We start from the raw sequence: 17,529 nt of genomic DNA on the forward strand, positions 1-17,529 counted from the left end.
GCGGGTGCCGGTGCCGGTGCGCGCGTCGGCCGGCGGGCGACTCCGAAGGCCGTGGTCGGCCGGGCCGGCGCTCAGGCAGCGGCCGACGCGGGTGTCCGGCGCGGTGCGGCCGACTGCGGACGCCCGCCGGGGGAAGGCGTTCATGCGGCACCAGCTCCGCGGACTGCGGCCTCCGCCCCGTCATCCGGCCGTCACCCGCCCGTCAGCGGTGCCACGGGCCGGTCACCGCGAACGTCGTGCCGGGTGTGTAGCAGTTCACGTACATCGTCCCGCCGTCGGGGGAGAACGTGACCCCGGCGAACTCGCCCCACTCCGGCTCCTCGGGGCTGCCCAGGTTCTGCGCGTTGCGCGCCATCGCGTACACCTCGCCGCCGCGCGTCACGCCGAACACGTGCTGGGCGCCGTTGCCGTCCTCGCAGACCATCAGGCCGCCGCTGGGGGCGAGGCAGATGTTGTCCGGGGACTCGCCGGGCAGCCGCACGTCGGTGCCGGGGCCGAAGACGACGACCAGGGTGAGCCGCCGCGCCGCGGGGTCGTAGCGCCAGATCTGCCCGTAGTGGTCGGCCGCCGAGCCCTCCGCGCTGCGGGCGAAGGACGAGACGAAGTAGACGCAGGCGCCGCCCCAGTAGCAGCCCTCCAGCTTCTGGGCGTGGGTGATGCCCTTCGGGCCGAAGTCCTGGAGCCGGATCGGGGTCCGCGCGGCCTGCGGGTCGGGTACGTCCACCCACTCGACGCGCTCGAAGCGCGCGCCGGTCTCCTGGATCGTCGACAGGTCGGGCACGCCGGGCACCCGCATCGCCTGGAGCCGGCCGCCCGCCCGCAGCGAGCCGAGGCCGCCCCGCGGCCGGTCCGGCAGGAAGCGGTAGAACAGGCCGAACGGCCTCTGGAAGGCGTCCTCGGTCTCGTAGACCACCCCGCGGTGCGGGTCGACCGCGATCGCCTCGTGCTGGAAGCGGCCCATCGCGGTCAGCGGGACCGCGCCCGAGCGCCGCGGGTCGGCCGGGTCGACCTCGAAGACGAAGCCGTGGTCCTTGGTGTAGCCGTTGGTGCCCGCCCTGTCCTCGGTCTCCTCGCAGGTCAGCCAGGTGCCCCAAGGGGTCGGGCCGCCCGCGCAGTTGACCGCCGTACCGGCGACGGCGACCCGCTCGGCCAGCACCCGGCCGTGCCGGTCCAGGGTCAGCGCCGTACAGCCGCCCTTGCCCTGCGGGTCGTAGGTCAGGCCGGGGACGGTCGGGACGGGGACGGCGGCCGTGACGCGGTTCTCGTGGTTGCGCACCAGGTGCACACCGCCGTCCCGGGCGGCGAAGGCGGCCATGCCGTCGTGGTTGGAGGGGACCGGCCCCTCGCCCGAGCGCAGCGGGTCGCCCTCGCGGGAGAGCACGCGGTGGCGGAAGCCCCGGGGCAGGTCGAGCAGCCCCCGGGGATCGGGGACCAGCGGGCCGTAGCCGCCACGGCCCGGGTCCTGGGCGGCGGCGGTGCCCGCGAAGAGTTCCGTGAGGTTCCCGGCGAACGCGACGGAGACGCCCAACGCGCCGGTGCGCGCGAGGATCTGACGGCGTGTCGCGGAGCTGCCGGGTACGGACGCGGTGTCGGACATGAGGCGGCCTTCCTGCTGGCGGACAGGAACTCTGTGACCCGGCTGTGTCTATCACCCGGGGCCGGTCACCGGAACCACACTCGGCGCACGTGTCACTTCTTGGCGGCGTCCTGGATGATGTCCTCGATCGTGCGCTCGACCTCCCGCTGGGCCGCCGGCTCGGCCCGTCCGGCCGGGGGCCCGTCGGACTCCGGCCCGGCGGCCCGCCCGTCCTCCGCGCCGTCCTCCGCCCCGTCCTCCCGCGCGGCGGCGCCCCGCTCCAGGGCCGCGTCCTCGGCGGGCCGGACGGCGGGCCGCGCCTCCCGCTCCGGGACCTTGTCCGCGCCCCGCTCCAGGAACCGCAGCAGTTCCACCGGGATGGGCAGCACCAGCGTCGAGTTCTTCTCGGCCGCCACCGCCATCACCGTCTGGAGCAGCCGCAGCTGGAGCGCGGACGGCGCGTCGGCCATCTGGTGGGCGGCCTCGGCCAGCTTGCGGGACGCCTGGAGCTCGGCGTCGGCGTTGATGATCCGGGCGCGCCGCTCGCGGTCCGCCTCGGCCTGCCGGGCCATGGAGCGCTTCATCGACTCCGGCAGCGACACGTCCTTGATCTCGACGCGGTCCACCTGCACGCCCCAGCCGATGGCCGGGCTGTCGATCATCAGCTCCAGCCCCTGGTTGAGCTTCTCGCGGTTGGACAGCAGATCGTCCAGGTCGCTCTTGCCGATGATCGAGCGCAGCGACGTCTGCGCCATCTGCGAGACCGCGTACTTGTAGTCCTCGACCTTGATGAGCGCGCTCGCGGGGTCGACGACCTTGAAGTAGACCACCGCGTCCACGCGGACCGTCACGTTGTCGCGGGTGATGCCCTCCTGGCCCGGCACCGGCAGCGTCACGATCTGCATGTTCACCTTGTGCAGCCGGTCCACGGCCGGGACGATCAAGGTGAATCCGGGCGGGCGGACCTCACCGGCCAGCCGTCCGAGGCGCAGGACCACACCGCGTTCGTACTGCTTGACCACCCGCGCCGCGGCCGCGACGTACACCGCGCCCACCGCGCACACTCCCGCGGCCGCGCCGAGCAGTTCCTGGAGCATGACGACCTCCTCCGCCGACGGCTCCCGAGGTCTCTCCTGCCAAGATAAGCCCGCTGCCCGGCCCGAGGCCACGGTCGGCCCCGAGCCGGGCAGCCGGCGGGTGTCGTCGCAGGTCAGGGTGTGGTGGCCCGTACCGGTTCCGGGTCGGCCGGGGCGGTGCCCGGCCTGTCCAGCGAGGTCGAGACGTGGGGGAGGCGCTCGGCCCAGTTCTCCAGGGCCGTGCGGCAGGCGTGGTCGAGGTGGTGCAGGCCGGTCAGGTCCAGCTCCACCGGGCGGTCCGGGGGCAGGGACTCCAGGCTGTCGAGGATCTTCGGCAGCCTGAGGAAGGTCGCGTTGCCCGACAGGTACGCCTGGATGGGTCCGGCGCCCTTGTCGATGACCTCCAGCTTGATGTGCGAGGCCTCCCAGGCGGTCTTGACGATGGAGAGGGCCAGTCCGATCAGCACGCCCTCGAACATGTTCACGGTGACGATCGAGACGGCGGTGACCACGAGGATCAGGGCCTCGCCGCGGTGGCCCCGCCACAGGGAGGCGATCCCGCGGAAGGGGATGAGCTTCCAGCCCGCGTGGAGCAGCACACCGGCCAGCGCGGGGATCGGGATGAGGGCCAGCGTGGCGGGCAGCAGCGCCGCGAACAGCAGCAGCCACACGCCGTGCATCACCCGGGACGCCTTGGTCTTCGCGCCCGCCTGGACGTTGGCGGAACTGCGCACGATGACGGCGGTCATGGGCAGCGCGCCGAGCACACCGCAGACGGTGTTGCCCGCGCCCTGCGCCATCAGTTCCTTGTCGTACCGGGTGCGCGGCCCGTCGTGGAGCCGGTCCACGGCCGCCGCGCTGAACAGGGACTCGGCCGAGGCGATGAGCGTGAACGCGACGATCGTGGCGAGCACGCCGACGTCCGCGAGCGCGCCGAAGGAAGTCAGGGACGGCGGCTGGATCGCGCCCAGCAGGCCCTTGACCTCCACGGTGGCGACCGGCAGGGCGAAGGCCGCGGTGGCGGCCGTCGCGAGTCCGACCGCGGCGAGCGGTCCGGGAACCGCCCGTACCCGCTGCGGCAGCCGCTTCCAGAGCACCAGGACGGCGACGGTGCCGGCGCCCAGGGCGAGGGAGGCGAGTGCCCCGGTGTTCCCGGTGGCCTGGGCGAGGGCGCCGGGCAGCCCGGCTATCTTCTCCAGGCCCGAGGCGGGCGCCTTGACGTCGGCGACCGAGTAGAGCTGTCCGGCGATGAGGACCAGGCCGATTCCGGCGAGCATCCCCTCGACGACCGAGAGCGAGATGGCCCGGAACCAGCGCCCCAGCTTCAGGGCGCCCATCAGGAGCTGGAGCAGACCGGTGGCCAGCACCAGCACCCCGAGGACCGGCAGCCCGAACTGCCGGACCGCTTCGAGGACGAGGACGGTCAGACCGGCCGCGGGTCCGGAGACCTGGAGGCTGCTGCCGCGCATCATGCCGGTGACGATGCCGCCCACGATGCCGGTGACCAGGCCGAGTTCGGCCGGGACACCGGAGGCGACGGCGACGCCCACGCACAGCGGGAGGGCGACCAGGAAGACGACGAGCGAGGCGGCGAAGTCCCGCCGCAGGTGGGGGAAGGAGGTGCGCATGGTCGTCACAGCGCCTCGAACGTGTCGGTGCCGGCGCTGTGGGCCAGCACGGCACCCTTGTGCACCTCGTAGTACCAGGCGTGCAGGGTGAGTTGACGCTGCTTCAGTCCGCGCTTGACGCAGGGGTACGAGCGCAGCCGGAGCACCTGCGCCAGGATGTGGGACTGGACGCCGTCGGCGACCTCCGGGTCCTCGGCGGTGCCCCGGGGGCGGGGGTCGGCCTGCGCGAGCCAGTCACGCACGGCCGGGACGGCGTCGAGGTCGTCGCCGCGCACGAGCGCGCCGACGGCACCGCAGTGGGAGTGGCCGCAGACCACGATGTCGCTGACGCCGAGGACCTCCACGGCGTACTCGATGGTGGCCGCCTCGCTGGTGGGGTGCTGCGAGGCGTACGGCGGGACGATGTTGCCGGCGGTGCGCAGCTCGAAGAGCTGGCCGGGGCGGGCGCCCGTGATCAGGGCCGGTACGACCCGGGAGTCGGAGCAGGTGATGAACAGGACCTGCGGCGACTGCCCTTGGGCCAGTGCGGCGAACTCCTCAGGGCGCTGTCCGAACGTACGGGCGTTGTCGATGAGGGGCTGCATGGGGTGACTCCTCCTGGCGCGCCGCTGTCGGCGCGTCGGGGTTTGCATGACAGAGGTGGGGGGCGGGAGCTTCTCTGCTGCTCAGCAGCGGAAGACCTGCAGCGCTGCCGGAGTGTGCGACGTCGGCGGTCTCGACGTGCGCGGGGGCGTGCCGCCTGGTCTGGACGGCACGGGTCCGGTCGAGGGCTCGCGGTCCGGCGCCGGCCGGGCGGCCGCCGCCTGTCCGGAGTCCGCGGAGCGTGCGCGGCCGCGCAGGGGACCGGTCGGGTCCCCGTCGCCGGCGGGCACGCGGGGGTGGGAGGCGGGCGCGGTCTCGCGCGACGCCTTCCCGGAGGGCTTGAACGCGCGTTTGGCCTTGGCCTCAGCCTGACTGAAAGTATGCGCGTGTGCGAAGGCCGCGGGAGATGCGAAGAACTGGAGGGCGAGCAGGACGACGGTGAGGAACGGGATCACGGCCCGAACCGTCCTACCTCGGAACATGCGCCCCCCTCCAGGCAGTCCACACCTCTTTGACGCGCCAACGTCTGGTCAATCGTTGGTCAAGAAACACGTTAACCCGGCAAAGTTGTTTGCAGGGTTAACGTAACGTTTCCAGCTGAAGAGAGCCTGAAAGGCGATCGGGAGATGGCCGGAAAGCCCCTATGGCCCGGGGGAGTTGGCCGGGCCGTGCGTCAGGCGGTGACGAGGGTGCGCGCGTCGCGGGCGAGGGCCGTGAGACGCGAGATCGCGCGCAAGTACTTCTTGCGGTAGCCGCCCTTCAGCATCTCCTCGCTGAAGAGCCGGTCGAAGGGCAGGCCCGAGGCCAGGACCGGGACCTCGCGGTCGTAGAGCCGGTCGGCGAGCACCACGAGCCGCAGCGCCGTCGACTGGTCCGGCACCGGCCGCACATCGGTCAGGCACACGGCGCTGAGCCCGTCGGTCAGCGCGCCGTACCTGCTGGGGTGCACACGCGCCAGATGGTCGAGCAGGTGCGGGAAGTCGTCGAGCGAGGCGCCCTCGACGGCGTACGCCGCCCTTGTGACCTGCTCCTCGGAACAGGGCGCGGGTGCCTCGGGCAGGCCGCGGTGGCGGTAGTCCTCGCCGTCGATGCGCAGGGTGCGGAAGCGGGCCGACAGGCCCTGGATCTCGCGCAGGAAGTCGGCCGCGGCGAAGCGGCCCTCGCCGAGCCGGCCGGGCAGGGTGTTGGAGGTGGCGGCGAGCGCGACCCCCGCGTCCACCAGCTTGCCGAGCAGCGTGGAGACGAGGACGGTGTCGCCCGGGTCGTCCAGCTCGAACTCGTCGATGCACAGCAGGCGGTGGTCCGAGAGGGTGCGCACGGTCTGCTGGAAGCCGAGGGCGCCGACGAGGTTGGTCAGCTCCACGAACGTGCCGAAGGACTTCAGGGCGGGTTCGGCCGGCGCGGCGTGCCAGAGCGAGGCGAGCAGATGGGTCTTGCCGACGCCGTAGCCGCCGTCGAGGTAGACACCGCGGGGGCCGGCCGGGGCCTTCGGCGCCTTCGCCCTGCCGAACCCGAGGAAGCCGCGTCCGGCGCGGCCCGCGCCGCTCGCGTGGGCGCCGCCGAGGTCCGCCGCGAAGGACTCCAGGACCTGGACCGCCCGCGTCTGGCTCGGCTGGTCCGGGTCCGCGAGATAGGTGCCGAAGCGGACCGAGTCGAAGCGCGGCGGCGGCACCATCTCGGCGACCAGCCGGTCCGCCGGGACGTGGGGCTCGCGGGCGCACAGGGACAGCGGGCCCGTCCCGGCTATCGGGCTCGGCTGGGCGGCGGCGGAGGAGGACGACACGGTTCACCATGCTAAGCGCCGTGCCACACTCCTTGACATGCGACGCCTGTTCCCTGTGACCGACCAGACAGCAGTGGGCGCCCCGGACGGCGCGTCCGGTGACGCCGGGGGGCCCGAGGGGGACCTGGCCGCCCTCGCCCGCGCCTACGCCTACCCCGACGCCGCGCGGACCGGGGGGCGGGGCTGGCTGCGCGCCAACATGGTGTCCACACTCGACGGCGCCGCCCAGCACGACGGACGCTCCCAGCCCCTCTCCTGCCCGGCCGACATGCGGATCTTCGGCACGCTGCGGGCGCTCGCGGACGCCGTGGTCGTCGGTGCCGAAACCGTACGCCGGGAGGGGTACCGGCCGGCGCGCGCACGGGCGGAGTTCGCCGCGGCGCGCACGGCGGCCGGGCAGGGCCCCGCCCCGGCCGTCGCGGTGGTCAGCGCGCGGCTCGACCTGGACTTCGGCCTGCCGCTGTTCACCTCGCCCGCCGTGCGCACGCTGGTGCTCACCGGGGCGGGCGCCCCCCCGGAGCGGGTGGCGGCGGCCGAGAAGGCGGGAGCGCGGGTGGTGATCGCGGGGGACGGCACCGGGGTCGATCCCGCGCGCGTGACCGGGGCCCTCGCGGAGCTGGGGCACACCCGGCTGCTGACCGAGGGCGGGCCCCGGCTGCTCGGCCAGTTCGTGGCGGCCGGTGTGCTCGACGAACTCTGCCTGACGCTGTCGCCCCTGCTGACGGCCGGTGCCGCCCAGCGCATCGCGGGCGGTCCCGCGGTGGCCGTACCGGAGCGGTACGAACTGGTGTCGCTGCTGGAGGAGGACGGTTTCCTCTTCGGGCGCTACCGGCACAGGTGAGAAGCGCGCGGAAAGGGGTTCTCTGAGAGTCATGCGCGGGGAAACGACGGAATTGATCGTTCCGTTTGGCTTCCGCCGGGCAGACTGAAAATCGCAGTCCCCGTGCGATCACGGGGAAGAACGGTTTCCGCAGAAGGGGCGCCCGGTGTTCACAAGCGTTTTGATGATCGAGAAGGCCCTGACATCCGCCGACGTGGAGTTCGTGACCACCCTGCACGGCGAGGAGGAGGTGGTCTTCCACGTACTGCTCCAGCCGCGGGGCGAGCAGGCCGACCGGCTGCTGCGCGCCATCGACGACATCGCGCTCGGCGAGCTGGACGAGGCGGTGCGCGAGGGCAGCACCCCGGAGGGCGAGGAGGCCCTCAGCACGGGGGAGCGGGCGCTGGAGGTGTCCCTCGCGGCCCTGCGCGGATCGGGTGCGCGGGCCGAGGGGCGGCTGCTGGAGGACCACCCGCTGGACGCCCTGCGCGGCGTCGTCGCCGAGGTCGGCGCGGACGAGGTCATCGTGCTGACGGACCCGCACTACGTGGAGGAGTTCTTCCACCGCGACTGGGCGTCCCGGGCCCGGCACAAGGTGGGCGTGCCCGTACTGAAGCTCTTCTCGCACAGCAAGGCGTGAGGGACGCGCCCCCCGCCGGGTGCGGCCCCGCGCCCCCGGGCGTCGCCCCGGCAGCCAGCGCATAGGCTGAGGGCTCATCGTCGTACCGCAACTGGGGAGAACACACATGGCACCCGGCATTCCCAACGCCATGGACCGACCGCACTTCATCGGCATCGGCGGGGCCGGGATGTCGGGGATCGCCAAGATCCTCGCGCAGCGCGGTGCCGTGGTGGCCGGGAGCGACGCCAGGGAGTCCCCGACCGCCGACGCGCTGCGGGCCCTCGGCGTCAGCGTCCACATCGGGCACGCGGCGGAGCACCTCGCCGACGACGCCGGCTGCGTCGTGGTCTCCTCGGCGATCCGCGCGGACAACCCCGAGCTGGTCCGGGCCGCCGAACGGGGCATCCCGGTGGTGCACCGCTCCGACGCGCTCGCCGCGCTGATGCACGGACTGCGCCCCGTCGCCGTCGCGGGCACCCACGGCAAGACCACCACCACCTCGATGCTGGCCGTCTCCCTCGGCGAACTGGGCCTGAAGCCGTCGTACGCCATCGGCGGCGACCTGGACGCCCCGGGCTCCAACGCCCTGCACGGCGACGGCGAGATCTTCGTCGCCGAGGCCGACGAGTCGGACCGCAGCTTCCACAAGTACGCGCCCGAGGTCGCCATCGTCCTCAACGTCGAACTCGACCACCACGCCAACTACGCCTCGATGGACGAGATCTACGACTCCTTCGTCACGTTCACCGAGCGCATCACCGAGGGCGGCACCCTGGTGATCTCCGCCGACCAGGACGGCGCGCGCGAACTGACCCGGCGGGTGGCCGGTTCCGTGCGGACGGTGACGTACGGCGAGGCCGCCGACGCCGACGTCCGGGTGCTGTCGGTGGTGGCACGGGGCCTCACCAGCGAGGTCACGGTCCTGCTCGACGGGCGGGAACTCGGCTTCACGGTGTCCGTCCCCGGCCGCCACTACGCCCTCAACGCCGTGGCCGCCCTCGCCGCCGGTGCCGCGCTGGGCGTCCCGGCCGCGGAGCTGGCCCCGGCCATCGCGGCCTACACCGGCGTCAAGCGCCGCCTCCAGCTCAAGGGCGAGGCCGCGGGCGTGCAGGTCATCGACTCCTACGCGCACCACCCCACCGAGATGACGGCCGACCTGGAGGCGATGCGCGGTGCCGCCGGGGACGCCCGCATCCTGGTCGTCTACCAGCCCCACCTCTTCTCCCGGACGCAGGAACTCGGCAAGGAGATGGGCGCCGCGCTCGCCCTCGCGGACGCGTCGCTGGTCCTGGACGTCTACCCGGCCCGCGAGGACCCGATCCCCGGCATCACCAGCGAGGTCGTCATCGAGGCGGCGCGGGCCGCCGGGGCCGACGTGAGCGCCGTGCGCGACAGGGGCGAGGTGCCCGCGCTGGTCGCGGGAATGGCGAAGGCGGGCGATCTCGTTATCACCATGGGCGCGGGCGATGTCACCGACCTCGGCCCGCTCATCCTTGACCGCCTGGCGAAGTGAGGGGCACGCACACATGTCGTACGACGTCGAGAAGCCGGACGAGCAGTGGCGCACGGAGCTGAGCCCGGCGGAGTACGCCGTGCTGCGCGAGTCCGCCACCGAGCCCGCCTTCACCGGTGAGTACACCGACACCAAGACCGAGGGCGTGTACTCCTGCCGCGCCTGCGGCGCCGACCTGTTCACCTCCACCACCAAGTTCGACTCGCACTGCGGCTGGCCGTCCTTCTACGACCCGAAGGACACCGACGCGGTCGAGCTCGTCGAGGACCGCTCGCACGGGATGGCGCGCACCGAGGTGCGCTGCGCCCGGTGCGGCTCGCACCTCGGGCACGTCTTCGCGGGCGAGGGGTACGCGACCCCCACCGACCAGCGGTACTGCATCAACAGCGTCTCGCTGCGGCTGACGCCCGACGAGGGCTGACACCGGGGCCGTACCCACGGCGGCCGGGGGCGGGACCCCGTCCCGCGCTGGCACGCGCGGGACGGGTGTTCCTAGACTCGTACGCGTAGGTGCCGTGCAGTGCGGGAAGGCGGTGGCGCCTCGTGCCGTACGTCGCGGTGAGCGCGATCAGCCATCCCGGGCTGCTGCGCGAACACAACGAGGACAGCCTCGCCATCGGCCCGTGGACGCTGTGCGCCACGGTGACCGAGAGCCCCCAGACCCTGGTCTTCCCGCTCGGCACACCCCTGGTGGTGGCCGTCGCCGACGGGCTGGGCGGCCACCCGGGCGGTGAGGTGGCCAGCGCCCTCGTGGTGCGCCGGATGGCCACCCTGGGGCCCGCCCTGAGCAGCGAGACCGCCGTCCGCGACGCCGTCAACGCCTGCAACCGCGCCGTGTACCAGGCGGCGGACGGCGACGGCGGCGGGCTCACCGCCATGGGCACGACCGTCGCCGGGCTCGTGATCCAGCCGGACGCCGCCCTGGTCTTCAACGTCGGCGACAGCGAGGTCCTCGCCGCCGGCGCCGACGGGCTGCGCCTGCTGAGCGTCGACGACAACCCGCCGCACCCGCCCGGCCGCCCGGTGTCGCTGGTCACCCAGTGCCTGGGCGGCTCGCCCGCCTACCGGGCCGTCGACCCGCACGTCAGCACCGCGCCGCTGACCCCGGGCGCGCGCTGGCTGGTCTGCTCGGACGGCCTGACGGACCCCGTGCCGAGGGACGTCGTCGAGGAGATCCTGCGCGCGCACGACGACGGCCGGGCCGCCTTCGAGCTGTGGCACGCCGCCATCGCGGCGGGCGGCCCCGACAACATCACCGTGGCGGTGGTGCGGGTGGGGGAGGAACAGGAGCCGCCGGTCCGCTCGGCGTGACCGGGAACCACGCCCTGACCTGGGGATTCGGCCGGCCGGGCGGGTGGTTGACCTTCGGCTGGGCGAGCCCGGGGGCCGGCGGCCCGCCGCCCTCCCGTTCTGAACCGCGCGACGCCCGGATCGGGCGCACACTGGAACAGTGCTGTCGCTGCTCAAGGGGGTGTCGGCATGGCTGTCCCGGAGTGCAGGAACGTACGGCTGTGGCGGTGGCGTCGCAGCCCGCTGAGACGGCGCAGCGACGTCGTCGAGGCATGGCTGGTGCTGTGCGGCTGGCTGCTGGCCGTGGTCGGCGCCGTCTTCGCGGGCCTCGCGGCGTCGGCCGCGGTGGCCGGTTCGGCCCAGCAGCAGCGCGCGGAGAGCCGCAGGGTGACCGCGGTCCTGGTGAAGGACGCCCGGGACGCGGGGGCCGCGCGGGTCAGTACCGACAACCTGGTGTGGGCCGCCGTCCGCTGGACGGGTCCGGACGGCACCCGGCACACCGGCGACGCGCGGGTCTCGCCGGACACCAGGGCGGGCGCCCGGGTCACGGTGTGGACGGACCGGCGCGGGATCATCGTGAGCGAACCGCTGTCCGGGGCGGAGATCCTGCTGCACTCGGTCTCCGGCGGCATCCTGGCCGGAGGCAGCGCCGCCGGTGTCGTGCTGGGCGCGACGTGGGCGGCGCGGCAGGGCCTTGAGCGGCGGCGGCTCGCGCAGTGGGCCGCCGAGTGGGAGCGCGTCGACACTCCCTGGGGGTGGAAGACGGGCTGAGCCTGCCCGCCGCCGGGCATGACGCGGCCCGCCGAGCACCACCACCGGCTCGGCGGGCCGCGGTCCGTGATCCCTCAGCCGGTCGACGGGTTCGGGGTCGGCGGGGTCGGGGAGGACGTGTCGAGGTTGGCCAGTTCCTTCGGGATGGGCAGCACCAGGACCGGGGTGCCCGGCTGCGGCGGGGGAGGCGTCAGCTGGTCCTTGGGCAGCTTCGGCGGGTTGGTCTGCTGGAAGTTGTTCTGGTCGAAGTTCACGAGCCCGGTCTTCTCCAGGACCGTGATGTGGTCGAGCACGGTGTCGTTGGCCTGGTCGGCGAGCTGGCGGACCAGCGTGTTCTGGGTGGTGGCCCGGATCTTGGCGACGACGGGGAAGATCTGGCCGTGGGTCACCCGCATGACGGCCGTGGCCGCGGCGTCGAACTCCTTGCCGGTCTTGGAGTTCGCGGTCGCCACGAACTGCTGCTGCTGCGGACTGGCCTGGTTCGGCAGGGTGATGCCCAGTTCGGGCGAGATCTTGCGGCACGTCTCGTCGAGCCGTCCGTGTCCCACGACCAGGTGCTCGCCCGCCGTCCGCATCGCCTTGGTGGTGCCCTTGCGCATGGCGATCATCCCGAGCGGGTGCTCCCACAGACCCGCGGCGCGCACCTTCACGACGAAGTCGCGGTCGGCCTCGGTCAGCGGTCCGTAGGGGGTGTTGGCGATGATGCGGTCCTGCGAGGCGGACGCGGTCTCCACACCGAGCATGGCGGGGTAGGCGAGTGCGGAGAGGGTCAGGACGAGTGCGCCTCCCACGAAGACGGTTCCTACCATGCGGCGCGAAATGGGCATCGTGCCTCCTGAGGCGAACGGCTCTGTACGCCAGAAGGTACGCATGGGAGGCGCGATCCGATCAGCGCCGTGGGAAAAAGATGGCCGACTCCCGTGCGGCGTGCGTCACACCGGCCGCGACCAGCGCGGACGGCGTACGCGGACGGCGTGCGAGCAGGGTGGGGAGGGCGGGGGTGCCCGGCCCGCCGGACCCCGCCGGGTCACCGGCCCCGCTCACGCCGCCTGCGCCCGCGCCGCCGGGAAGTTCTCCGAGCGCAGGACCCGGTGGTCGGCGGTCACCGCGAACACCTCGCAGCCGGGGCGGGCCGCGGCCCAGGGGACGCCGTCGGCGCCCAGCGCGAACGCCGCCGTCGCCACGGCGTCCGCCACGGTCAGCGTGGGGGCGACGACCGACAGGGACAGCAGCTCCGTCGCCGGGCGGCCGGTGCGGCCGTCGACGATGTGGTCGCCGCGCTCGTAGCGCGCGGACGTCGCGATCGCCGCGTCCGTGAGTTCGGCCACCGCGCACACCCGGTCGGCCCGCCCGGGGTGCCGGATGCCGACCCGCCACGGGCCCCGTGCCGCGACCACGTCCCCGCCCGCGTTGAGCACGAAGCGCCGCGCCCCCGCCGCCCTCAGCAGCCCGGCCGCCCGCTGCACGGACCACCCCTTCACCACCGCGCACGGATCGAGCCCGCGCCCCGGCAGCCGTACGTCGAAGGCGCCGCCGCTGGCCACGCGGTACTCCTCGCACAGCCCCAGCACCTCGTCGAGGTCCGCGCTGACGGCGTCGCGCGCGAGCTCGCCCCGGTCCAGCCGGCACACCTCGCTGTCCGCGCGGAACGGGCTGAACCGTGCGTCGACCTCGCGCAGCCACGCGAACACCGCGTCCGCGCCCTCCTCGCCGACGTCCCCGTCGTCGACCCGCAGCGACACCGGGAACCCCATGACGTGCTCGACCCGCCGCACCTCAGGCGCCCCGCGCGTCCAGCGCCGCCTGGAGCGACGTCCGGTAGCCGTCGCTGGTGATGGTCGCGCCCGACACCGTGTCGATGTCGGCGCTCTGGGCCTCCAGCGTCTGGGCGACGAGCTTCGGCACGGCCGCCGTGGTCTGCGGGTGGCTGGGCTGCCGCAGCATCGTCACGGCGGTGATCCTCGACCCCTCGAAGGTCACCTGGACCTGGACGGGGCCCTTCTCGGTCTGCACGTTCGAACCCCTGACGGTCGTGCCCCGCCCGGCGGAGGACGACGCGGGGGCGGGCTCGCTCGCCGCCGCGCCCGCGGTGCCGAGGGAGGGTTCGTAGCGCCAGACGGGGATCAGGCCCGCGAGGCTCAGGAGGAGAACAGGTACGGCTCGCTTCACGACGACTCTTCCGTTCCGCTCAGCCGGCCAGGCTGAAACGCTCGAAGTGGACCTGGCGCCGGGGCACCCCCAGCTCGCGCAGGCTGCCGATCACCGCGTCCATCATCGGCGGCGGCCCGCACAGGAAGACGTCGCGGCCGGTGATGTCCGGCACCAGGCGGGCCAGCTCCGCCGGGGCCAGCCGGTCGGGCAGCGCGGGACCGGTCACCAGGTGCAGCTCCGCCCCCTTGGCGCGGGCCAGCTCCGCCAGTTCGCCGTACAGCACGGCGTCGCCCTCCTCGGCCACCCGGTAGATCACGACCGCGTGCCCCCGCAGGTCCTCCAGCAGCGCGCGGATCGGGGTCACACCGACGCCGCCCGCGATGAGCACCGACTCCGGACGGGTCCGGCGCAGCGCGGTGAAGGCGCCGTAGGGGCCCTCCGCGAACACGCGCGTACCGACCGGGAGGTGCCGCAGGGACGCCGAGCCCTCGCCGGCCGCCTTCGCCGTGAGCCGCAGGTGCAGCCCGTCCGGGGCGGCCGACAGGGAGAACGGGTTCGCCTGCCACCAGCGGTCCTTCGTCAGGAACCGCCACAGGAAGAACTGGCCGGCGCGGGCCGGGAGCAGATCCAGGTCACGGCCGGTGACGTAGACCGAGACCACGTCGTCGGACTCGGGGACGACGGCCGAGACCGTCAGACGGTGACGGCGGTTGCGCCGCAGCGGGAGGACCACCCGGCCGACGAGGACCGCGCCGAGCGCGCCGCCCCACACGGCGTACCAGTACGCCGTGGCGGGGGCGGACGAGGCGAAGGTCGTCCCCGCCGCGATCTGGTGCGTGAACGCCAGGACCACCGCGGCGTAGGTGTACAGGTGGATGAAGTGCCAGGTCTCGTAGGCCAGGCGGCGCCGCGCGAACCGGGCCGACACCGTGCCGACGACGAGGAGGACGCCGAACGCGACGACGGCCCGCAGCACCCCCCGCACCGTCCCGGCGAGGTCGACGAGCTGGTTCAGCGGGTCGAGGGACGACGACTCGGCGTACCCGAACGTGATGAGGACGACATGCGCGAGAAGGGTCCACAGCACGCCGAAGCCGGTCCAGCGGTGCCAGGACGTCAGCCGGTCCATGCCGATCCGGCGGTCGAACCACGGCAGCCGGGCCACCAGCACCAGCTGGAAGGCCATCAGCAGCGCACCCGCCAGACCGGCGAGGCGGCCCAGCACGATGAGCGCGTTCGAGGCGAAACCGGCGGCGAGGAAGAACGAGAGCACCGCGGCGGCGTTCACGGCGAGCAGGGCGTACAGGCCGGTGCGGGCCACCACCCCGGGGCGTATCGCCGTGGGGGGCGAGGGGGGCGCTTGGACGGTCGTCACGGCGACAGCTCCTTGATCTCGTCTGTGGCTTCCGAGCTTGTCCGGGGGGAGCTGTCGAAAAGCTGTCGTACTTCTTTCAAGTGATTATCGATCGGGTCGCGGAGCCCGGCCCGCCCGGGGCCGCCGCCGGCGGGTGCCGCAGTATGAACGGGTGGAGAAAGTACGCCTGCTGGTCGTGGACGACGACCCGCCCATCGCCGACCTCGTCGCGACCGTCGCCCGCTACGAGGGCTGGGAGGCGGTCACCGCGAACTCGGGCGAGGAGGCGCTGCGGCTGGCCGCCGAGTTCCACCCCGACATCGTAGTGCTGGACCTGATGCTGCCCGATGTGGACGGGTTCGGCGTCCTGGACCGGCTGCGGCGGGCCGGGGCGATGGTGCCCGTGGTGTTCCTCACCGCCCGCGACGGGGTCGCCGACCGGGTCGCCGGGCTGACCCGCGGCGGGGACGACTACCTGGTCAAGCCGTTCGCGGTGGAGGAGCTGATGGCCCGGCTGCGCACCGTCCTGCGGCGCAGCTCCGGCCCCGGCTTCCCGCGCTCGGTGCTGCGGGTCGCGGACCTCACGATGGACGAGGACACCCGCGAGGTGCGCCGCGGCGAGCGGCAGCTCACGCTCACCCCGACCGAGTACGAGGTGCTGCGCTATCTGATGCGCAGGTCGCCCACCGTGCTGACCAAGGCGCAGATCCTCGACCACGTGTGGGAGTACGGCTTCGGGGGCCGCTCGAACGTCGTCGAGCTGGTCGTCAGCCGGCTGCGCCGCAAGCTCGACGACACCGGGGCGCCGCTGATCCACACGGTGCGCGGCTTCGGCTATGTGATCCGGCAGGCGGGCGAGTGAGCGGGCGGCTGCGCCGGGCGTACCGCTCGATGCGGCTCGGCACCCGGCTGGCGCTGGGGCTCGGCGCGCTGTCCCTGGCGGTGTTCGCGGTGGTGGGCACCGCGCTGACGACGTACATGCGCGACTACCTGTCCGCCCAGCTGGACACCCAGCTCGCCCAGGGCCAGCTCGCCCAGTCCAAGTCGATCGCGGACTACGGCACGCTCACGGGCAAGAAGTACTACAGCTGGTTCTACGCCGTGTACGACGTCGAGGACGGCCGTCCCGTGCTGCGCAGGCCCGAGGACCCCGCCGACCTGCCCGCCGACGTCGGCGACTTCACCGCCCTGGCCCGCGCCCAGGCCGCCGCGGGCACCGAGGTCCTGCGCACCGGGAACCTGCGGGGCAAGGGCGAGTACCGGCTGCGCGCCTGCGAGGTGAAGCCCGGGGTCGTCCTGGTCAGCGCGGCCCCCGTGGCCGACATCGAGGACACCGTCACCCAGCTGATCACGATCCAGGCCGTCACCTTCGGGCTGGCCCTGCTCGCGCTGGTGGTGTGCGGGCGCTCCATGCTGCGCCGCGGCCTGCGGCCGCTCAGCGACATGGCCGGCACCGCGCGCGACATCACCTCGCACGACCTGACGGACTCCGCCCGGCTGCCGGTGCGGCACGGCGGGGGCGGCGGCGGGCCCGAGGTGGAGGAGCTGCGCACCGCGTTCAACACGATGCTGGAGCACATAGACGACTCCCTCGCCGTGCGGGCGCGGGCCGAGCAGCGGCTGCGGCGCTTCGTGGCCGACGCCTCCCACGAACTGCGCACCCCGCTGATGTCCGTGCGCGGCTACGCCGACCTGTTCCAGTACGCGGCGGCCAACGCCCCCGAGGAACGCGACCGGCATCTGGCCCGGCTGCGCGCGGAGGCGGCGCGCATGGGCTTCCTCCTCGACGACCTGCTGCTGCTCGCGCGGCTGGACGCCGCCGACGTGGACACGCCGCTGCGCCCGCAGGAGGCGGACCTGGTGGACCTGGTCGAGCGGGCGGCGGACGCCTTCCGGGTCACGCACCCCGGCCACCCGCTGACCGTGGCCCCCGGGCCCCGCGCGGTGCCGGTCCGCCTGGACCCGCAGCGCATCCGTCAGGTCCTGGACAACCTGCTCACCAACGCGGCCGTGCACACCCCGGCGGGAACCCCGGTCTCCGTGGCGGTCTCCGCGGCGCCGGGCTCGGCCCGGGTGCGGATCGCCGACGCCGGGCCCGGCATCCCGCCCGCCGACCGCGAGCGCGTCTTCGACCGCTTCTACCGCGTCGACAAGGCCCGCAGCCGCGACCGCGGCGGCAGCGGTCTGGGACTGGCCGTCGCCCAGTCCCTGGTGCGCGCCCACGGCGGCCGGATCGACCTGACCGGCGAGCCGGGGGCGACGGTGTTCACGGTGACCCTCCCCTCGGCCCGGGACGGCGGGGGGCGACCCGGCGCGGGCGGGTGAGCGTCCCGCGCCGGCACGGCGGCGGCCGGGGGAGGCCA

The 17,529-nt window shown here is 73.8% G+C and carries 17 protein-coding genes; 8 read left to right on the forward strand and 9 right to left on the reverse strand.

Annotated features, from left to right (window positions below):
- Positions 1–202: 202 nt before the first annotated feature.
- The 5 genes from SZN_RS27160 to zapE form a co-directional block, all read right to left on the reverse strand.
- Entirely contained in the window at positions 203–1,597 is a 1,395-nt protein-coding gene (locus SZN_RS27160) for an alkaline phosphatase PhoX (RefSeq protein WP_007501079.1), read from the reverse strand.
- Between the two features lie 92 nt (positions 1,598–1,689).
- Positions 1,690–2,673: a slipin family protein gene (locus tag SZN_RS27165; protein WP_007501081.1), complete on the reverse strand. Its 984-nt coding sequence runs from the start codon at positions 2,671–2,673 to the stop codon at positions 1,690–1,692.
- Between the two features lie 113 nt (positions 2,674–2,786).
- The gene (locus SZN_RS27170) at positions 2,787–4,280 is read right to left on the reverse strand and encodes a SulP family inorganic anion transporter (protein ID WP_007501083.1); all 1,494 of its coding nucleotides are present in this window, start codon (positions 4,278–4,280) and stop codon (positions 2,787–2,789) included.
- A gap of 5 nt (positions 4,281–4,285) precedes the next feature.
- Positions 4,286–4,864 (reverse strand): carbonic anhydrase, encoded by a 579-nt coding sequence (locus SZN_RS27175; RefSeq protein ID WP_007501085.1) that lies wholly within the window; start codon positions 4,862–4,864, stop codon positions 4,286–4,288.
- Between the two features lie 671 nt (positions 4,865–5,535).
- Positions 5,536–6,645, reverse strand: a complete 1,110-nt coding sequence (gene zapE / locus SZN_RS27185) for a cell division protein ZapE (RefSeq protein ID WP_007501089.1) — start codon at positions 6,643–6,645, stop codon at positions 5,536–5,538.
- Between the two features lie 37 nt (positions 6,646–6,682).
- Between zapE and SZN_RS27190 the strand changes: the two genes are divergently transcribed.
- The 6 genes from SZN_RS27190 (at position 6,683) to SZN_RS27215 (ending at position 11,661) form a co-directional block, all read left to right on the forward strand.
- The gene (locus SZN_RS27190) at positions 6,683–7,486 is read left to right on the forward strand and encodes a pyrimidine reductase family protein (RefSeq protein ID WP_043733394.1); all 804 of its coding nucleotides are present in this window, start codon (positions 6,683–6,685) and stop codon (positions 7,484–7,486) included.
- 163 nt (positions 7,487–7,649) lie between these two features.
- The gene (locus SZN_RS27195; RefSeq protein ID WP_007501097.1) at positions 7,650–8,105 is read left to right on the forward strand and encodes a hypothetical protein; all 456 of its coding nucleotides are present in this window, start codon (positions 7,650–7,652) and stop codon (positions 8,103–8,105) included.
- A 106-nt stretch (positions 8,106–8,211) separates the two neighbouring features.
- Positions 8,212–9,600, forward strand: coding sequence for a UDP-N-acetylmuramate--L-alanine ligase (gene murC, locus SZN_RS27200; protein ID WP_007501098.1), 1,389 nt, complete (start codon positions 8,212–8,214; stop codon positions 9,598–9,600).
- Positions 9,601–9,613: 13 nt separating this feature from the next.
- The gene (gene msrB, locus SZN_RS27205) at positions 9,614–10,021 is read left to right on the forward strand and encodes a peptide-methionine (R)-S-oxide reductase MsrB (protein ID WP_007501099.1); all 408 of its coding nucleotides are present in this window, start codon (positions 9,614–9,616) and stop codon (positions 10,019–10,021) included.
- A 122-nt stretch (positions 10,022–10,143) separates the two neighbouring features.
- On the forward strand, positions 10,144–10,911 hold the full coding sequence (locus tag SZN_RS27210) for a PP2C family protein-serine/threonine phosphatase (protein ID WP_007501100.1): 768 nt from the start codon (positions 10,144–10,146) through the stop codon (positions 10,909–10,911).
- 168 nt (positions 10,912–11,079) lie between these two features.
- Positions 11,080–11,661: an Rv1733c family protein gene (locus tag SZN_RS27215; protein ID WP_007501102.1), complete on the forward strand. Its 582-nt coding sequence runs from the start codon at positions 11,080–11,082 to the stop codon at positions 11,659–11,661.
- A gap of 74 nt (positions 11,662–11,735) precedes the next feature.
- On the opposite strand, the gene SZN_RS27220 is transcribed toward SZN_RS27215, so the two are convergent.
- The 4 genes from SZN_RS27220 to SZN_RS27235 form a co-directional block, all read right to left on the reverse strand.
- Positions 11,736–12,488, reverse strand: a complete 753-nt coding sequence (locus tag SZN_RS27220) for a DUF4142 domain-containing protein (protein WP_043733397.1) — start codon at positions 12,486–12,488, stop codon at positions 11,736–11,738.
- 213 nt (positions 12,489–12,701) lie between these two features.
- On the reverse strand, positions 12,702–13,415 hold the full coding sequence (locus tag SZN_RS27225) for an FAD:protein FMN transferase (RefSeq protein WP_007501107.1): 714 nt from the start codon (positions 13,413–13,415) through the stop codon (positions 12,702–12,704).
- Positions 13,416–13,437: 22 nt separating this feature from the next.
- Positions 13,438–13,830 (reverse strand): FMN-binding protein, encoded by a 393-nt coding sequence (locus SZN_RS27230; RefSeq protein WP_007501109.1) that lies wholly within the window; start codon positions 13,828–13,830, stop codon positions 13,438–13,440.
- A gap of 19 nt (positions 13,831–13,849) precedes the next feature.
- A complete protein-coding gene (locus SZN_RS27235; RefSeq protein ID WP_043733400.1) occupies positions 13,850–15,187 on the reverse strand; it encodes a ferredoxin reductase family protein in 1,338 nt (445 codons plus the stop codon).
- 151 nt (positions 15,188–15,338) lie between these two features.
- Here SZN_RS27235 and SZN_RS27240 point away from each other — a divergent pair, with 151 nt between their 5' ends.
- Both SZN_RS27240 and SZN_RS27245 read left to right on the forward strand, forming a co-directional pair.
- A complete protein-coding gene (locus tag SZN_RS27240; RefSeq protein WP_007501114.1) occupies positions 15,339–16,028 on the forward strand; it encodes a response regulator transcription factor in 690 nt (229 codons plus the stop codon).
- On the forward strand, positions 16,025–17,491 hold the full coding sequence (locus SZN_RS27245) for a sensor histidine kinase (protein ID WP_007501119.1): 1,467 nt from the start codon (positions 16,025–16,027) through the stop codon (positions 17,489–17,491). Before SZN_RS27240 ends, SZN_RS27245 begins: the two co-directional genes overlap by 4 nt.
- The last annotated feature ends 38 nt before the right edge of the window (positions 17,492–17,529 follow it).

Source organism: Streptomyces zinciresistens K42, from assembly GCF_000225525.1.
GTDB lineage: Bacteria > Actinomycetota > Actinomycetes > Streptomycetales > Streptomycetaceae > Streptomyces > Streptomyces zinciresistens.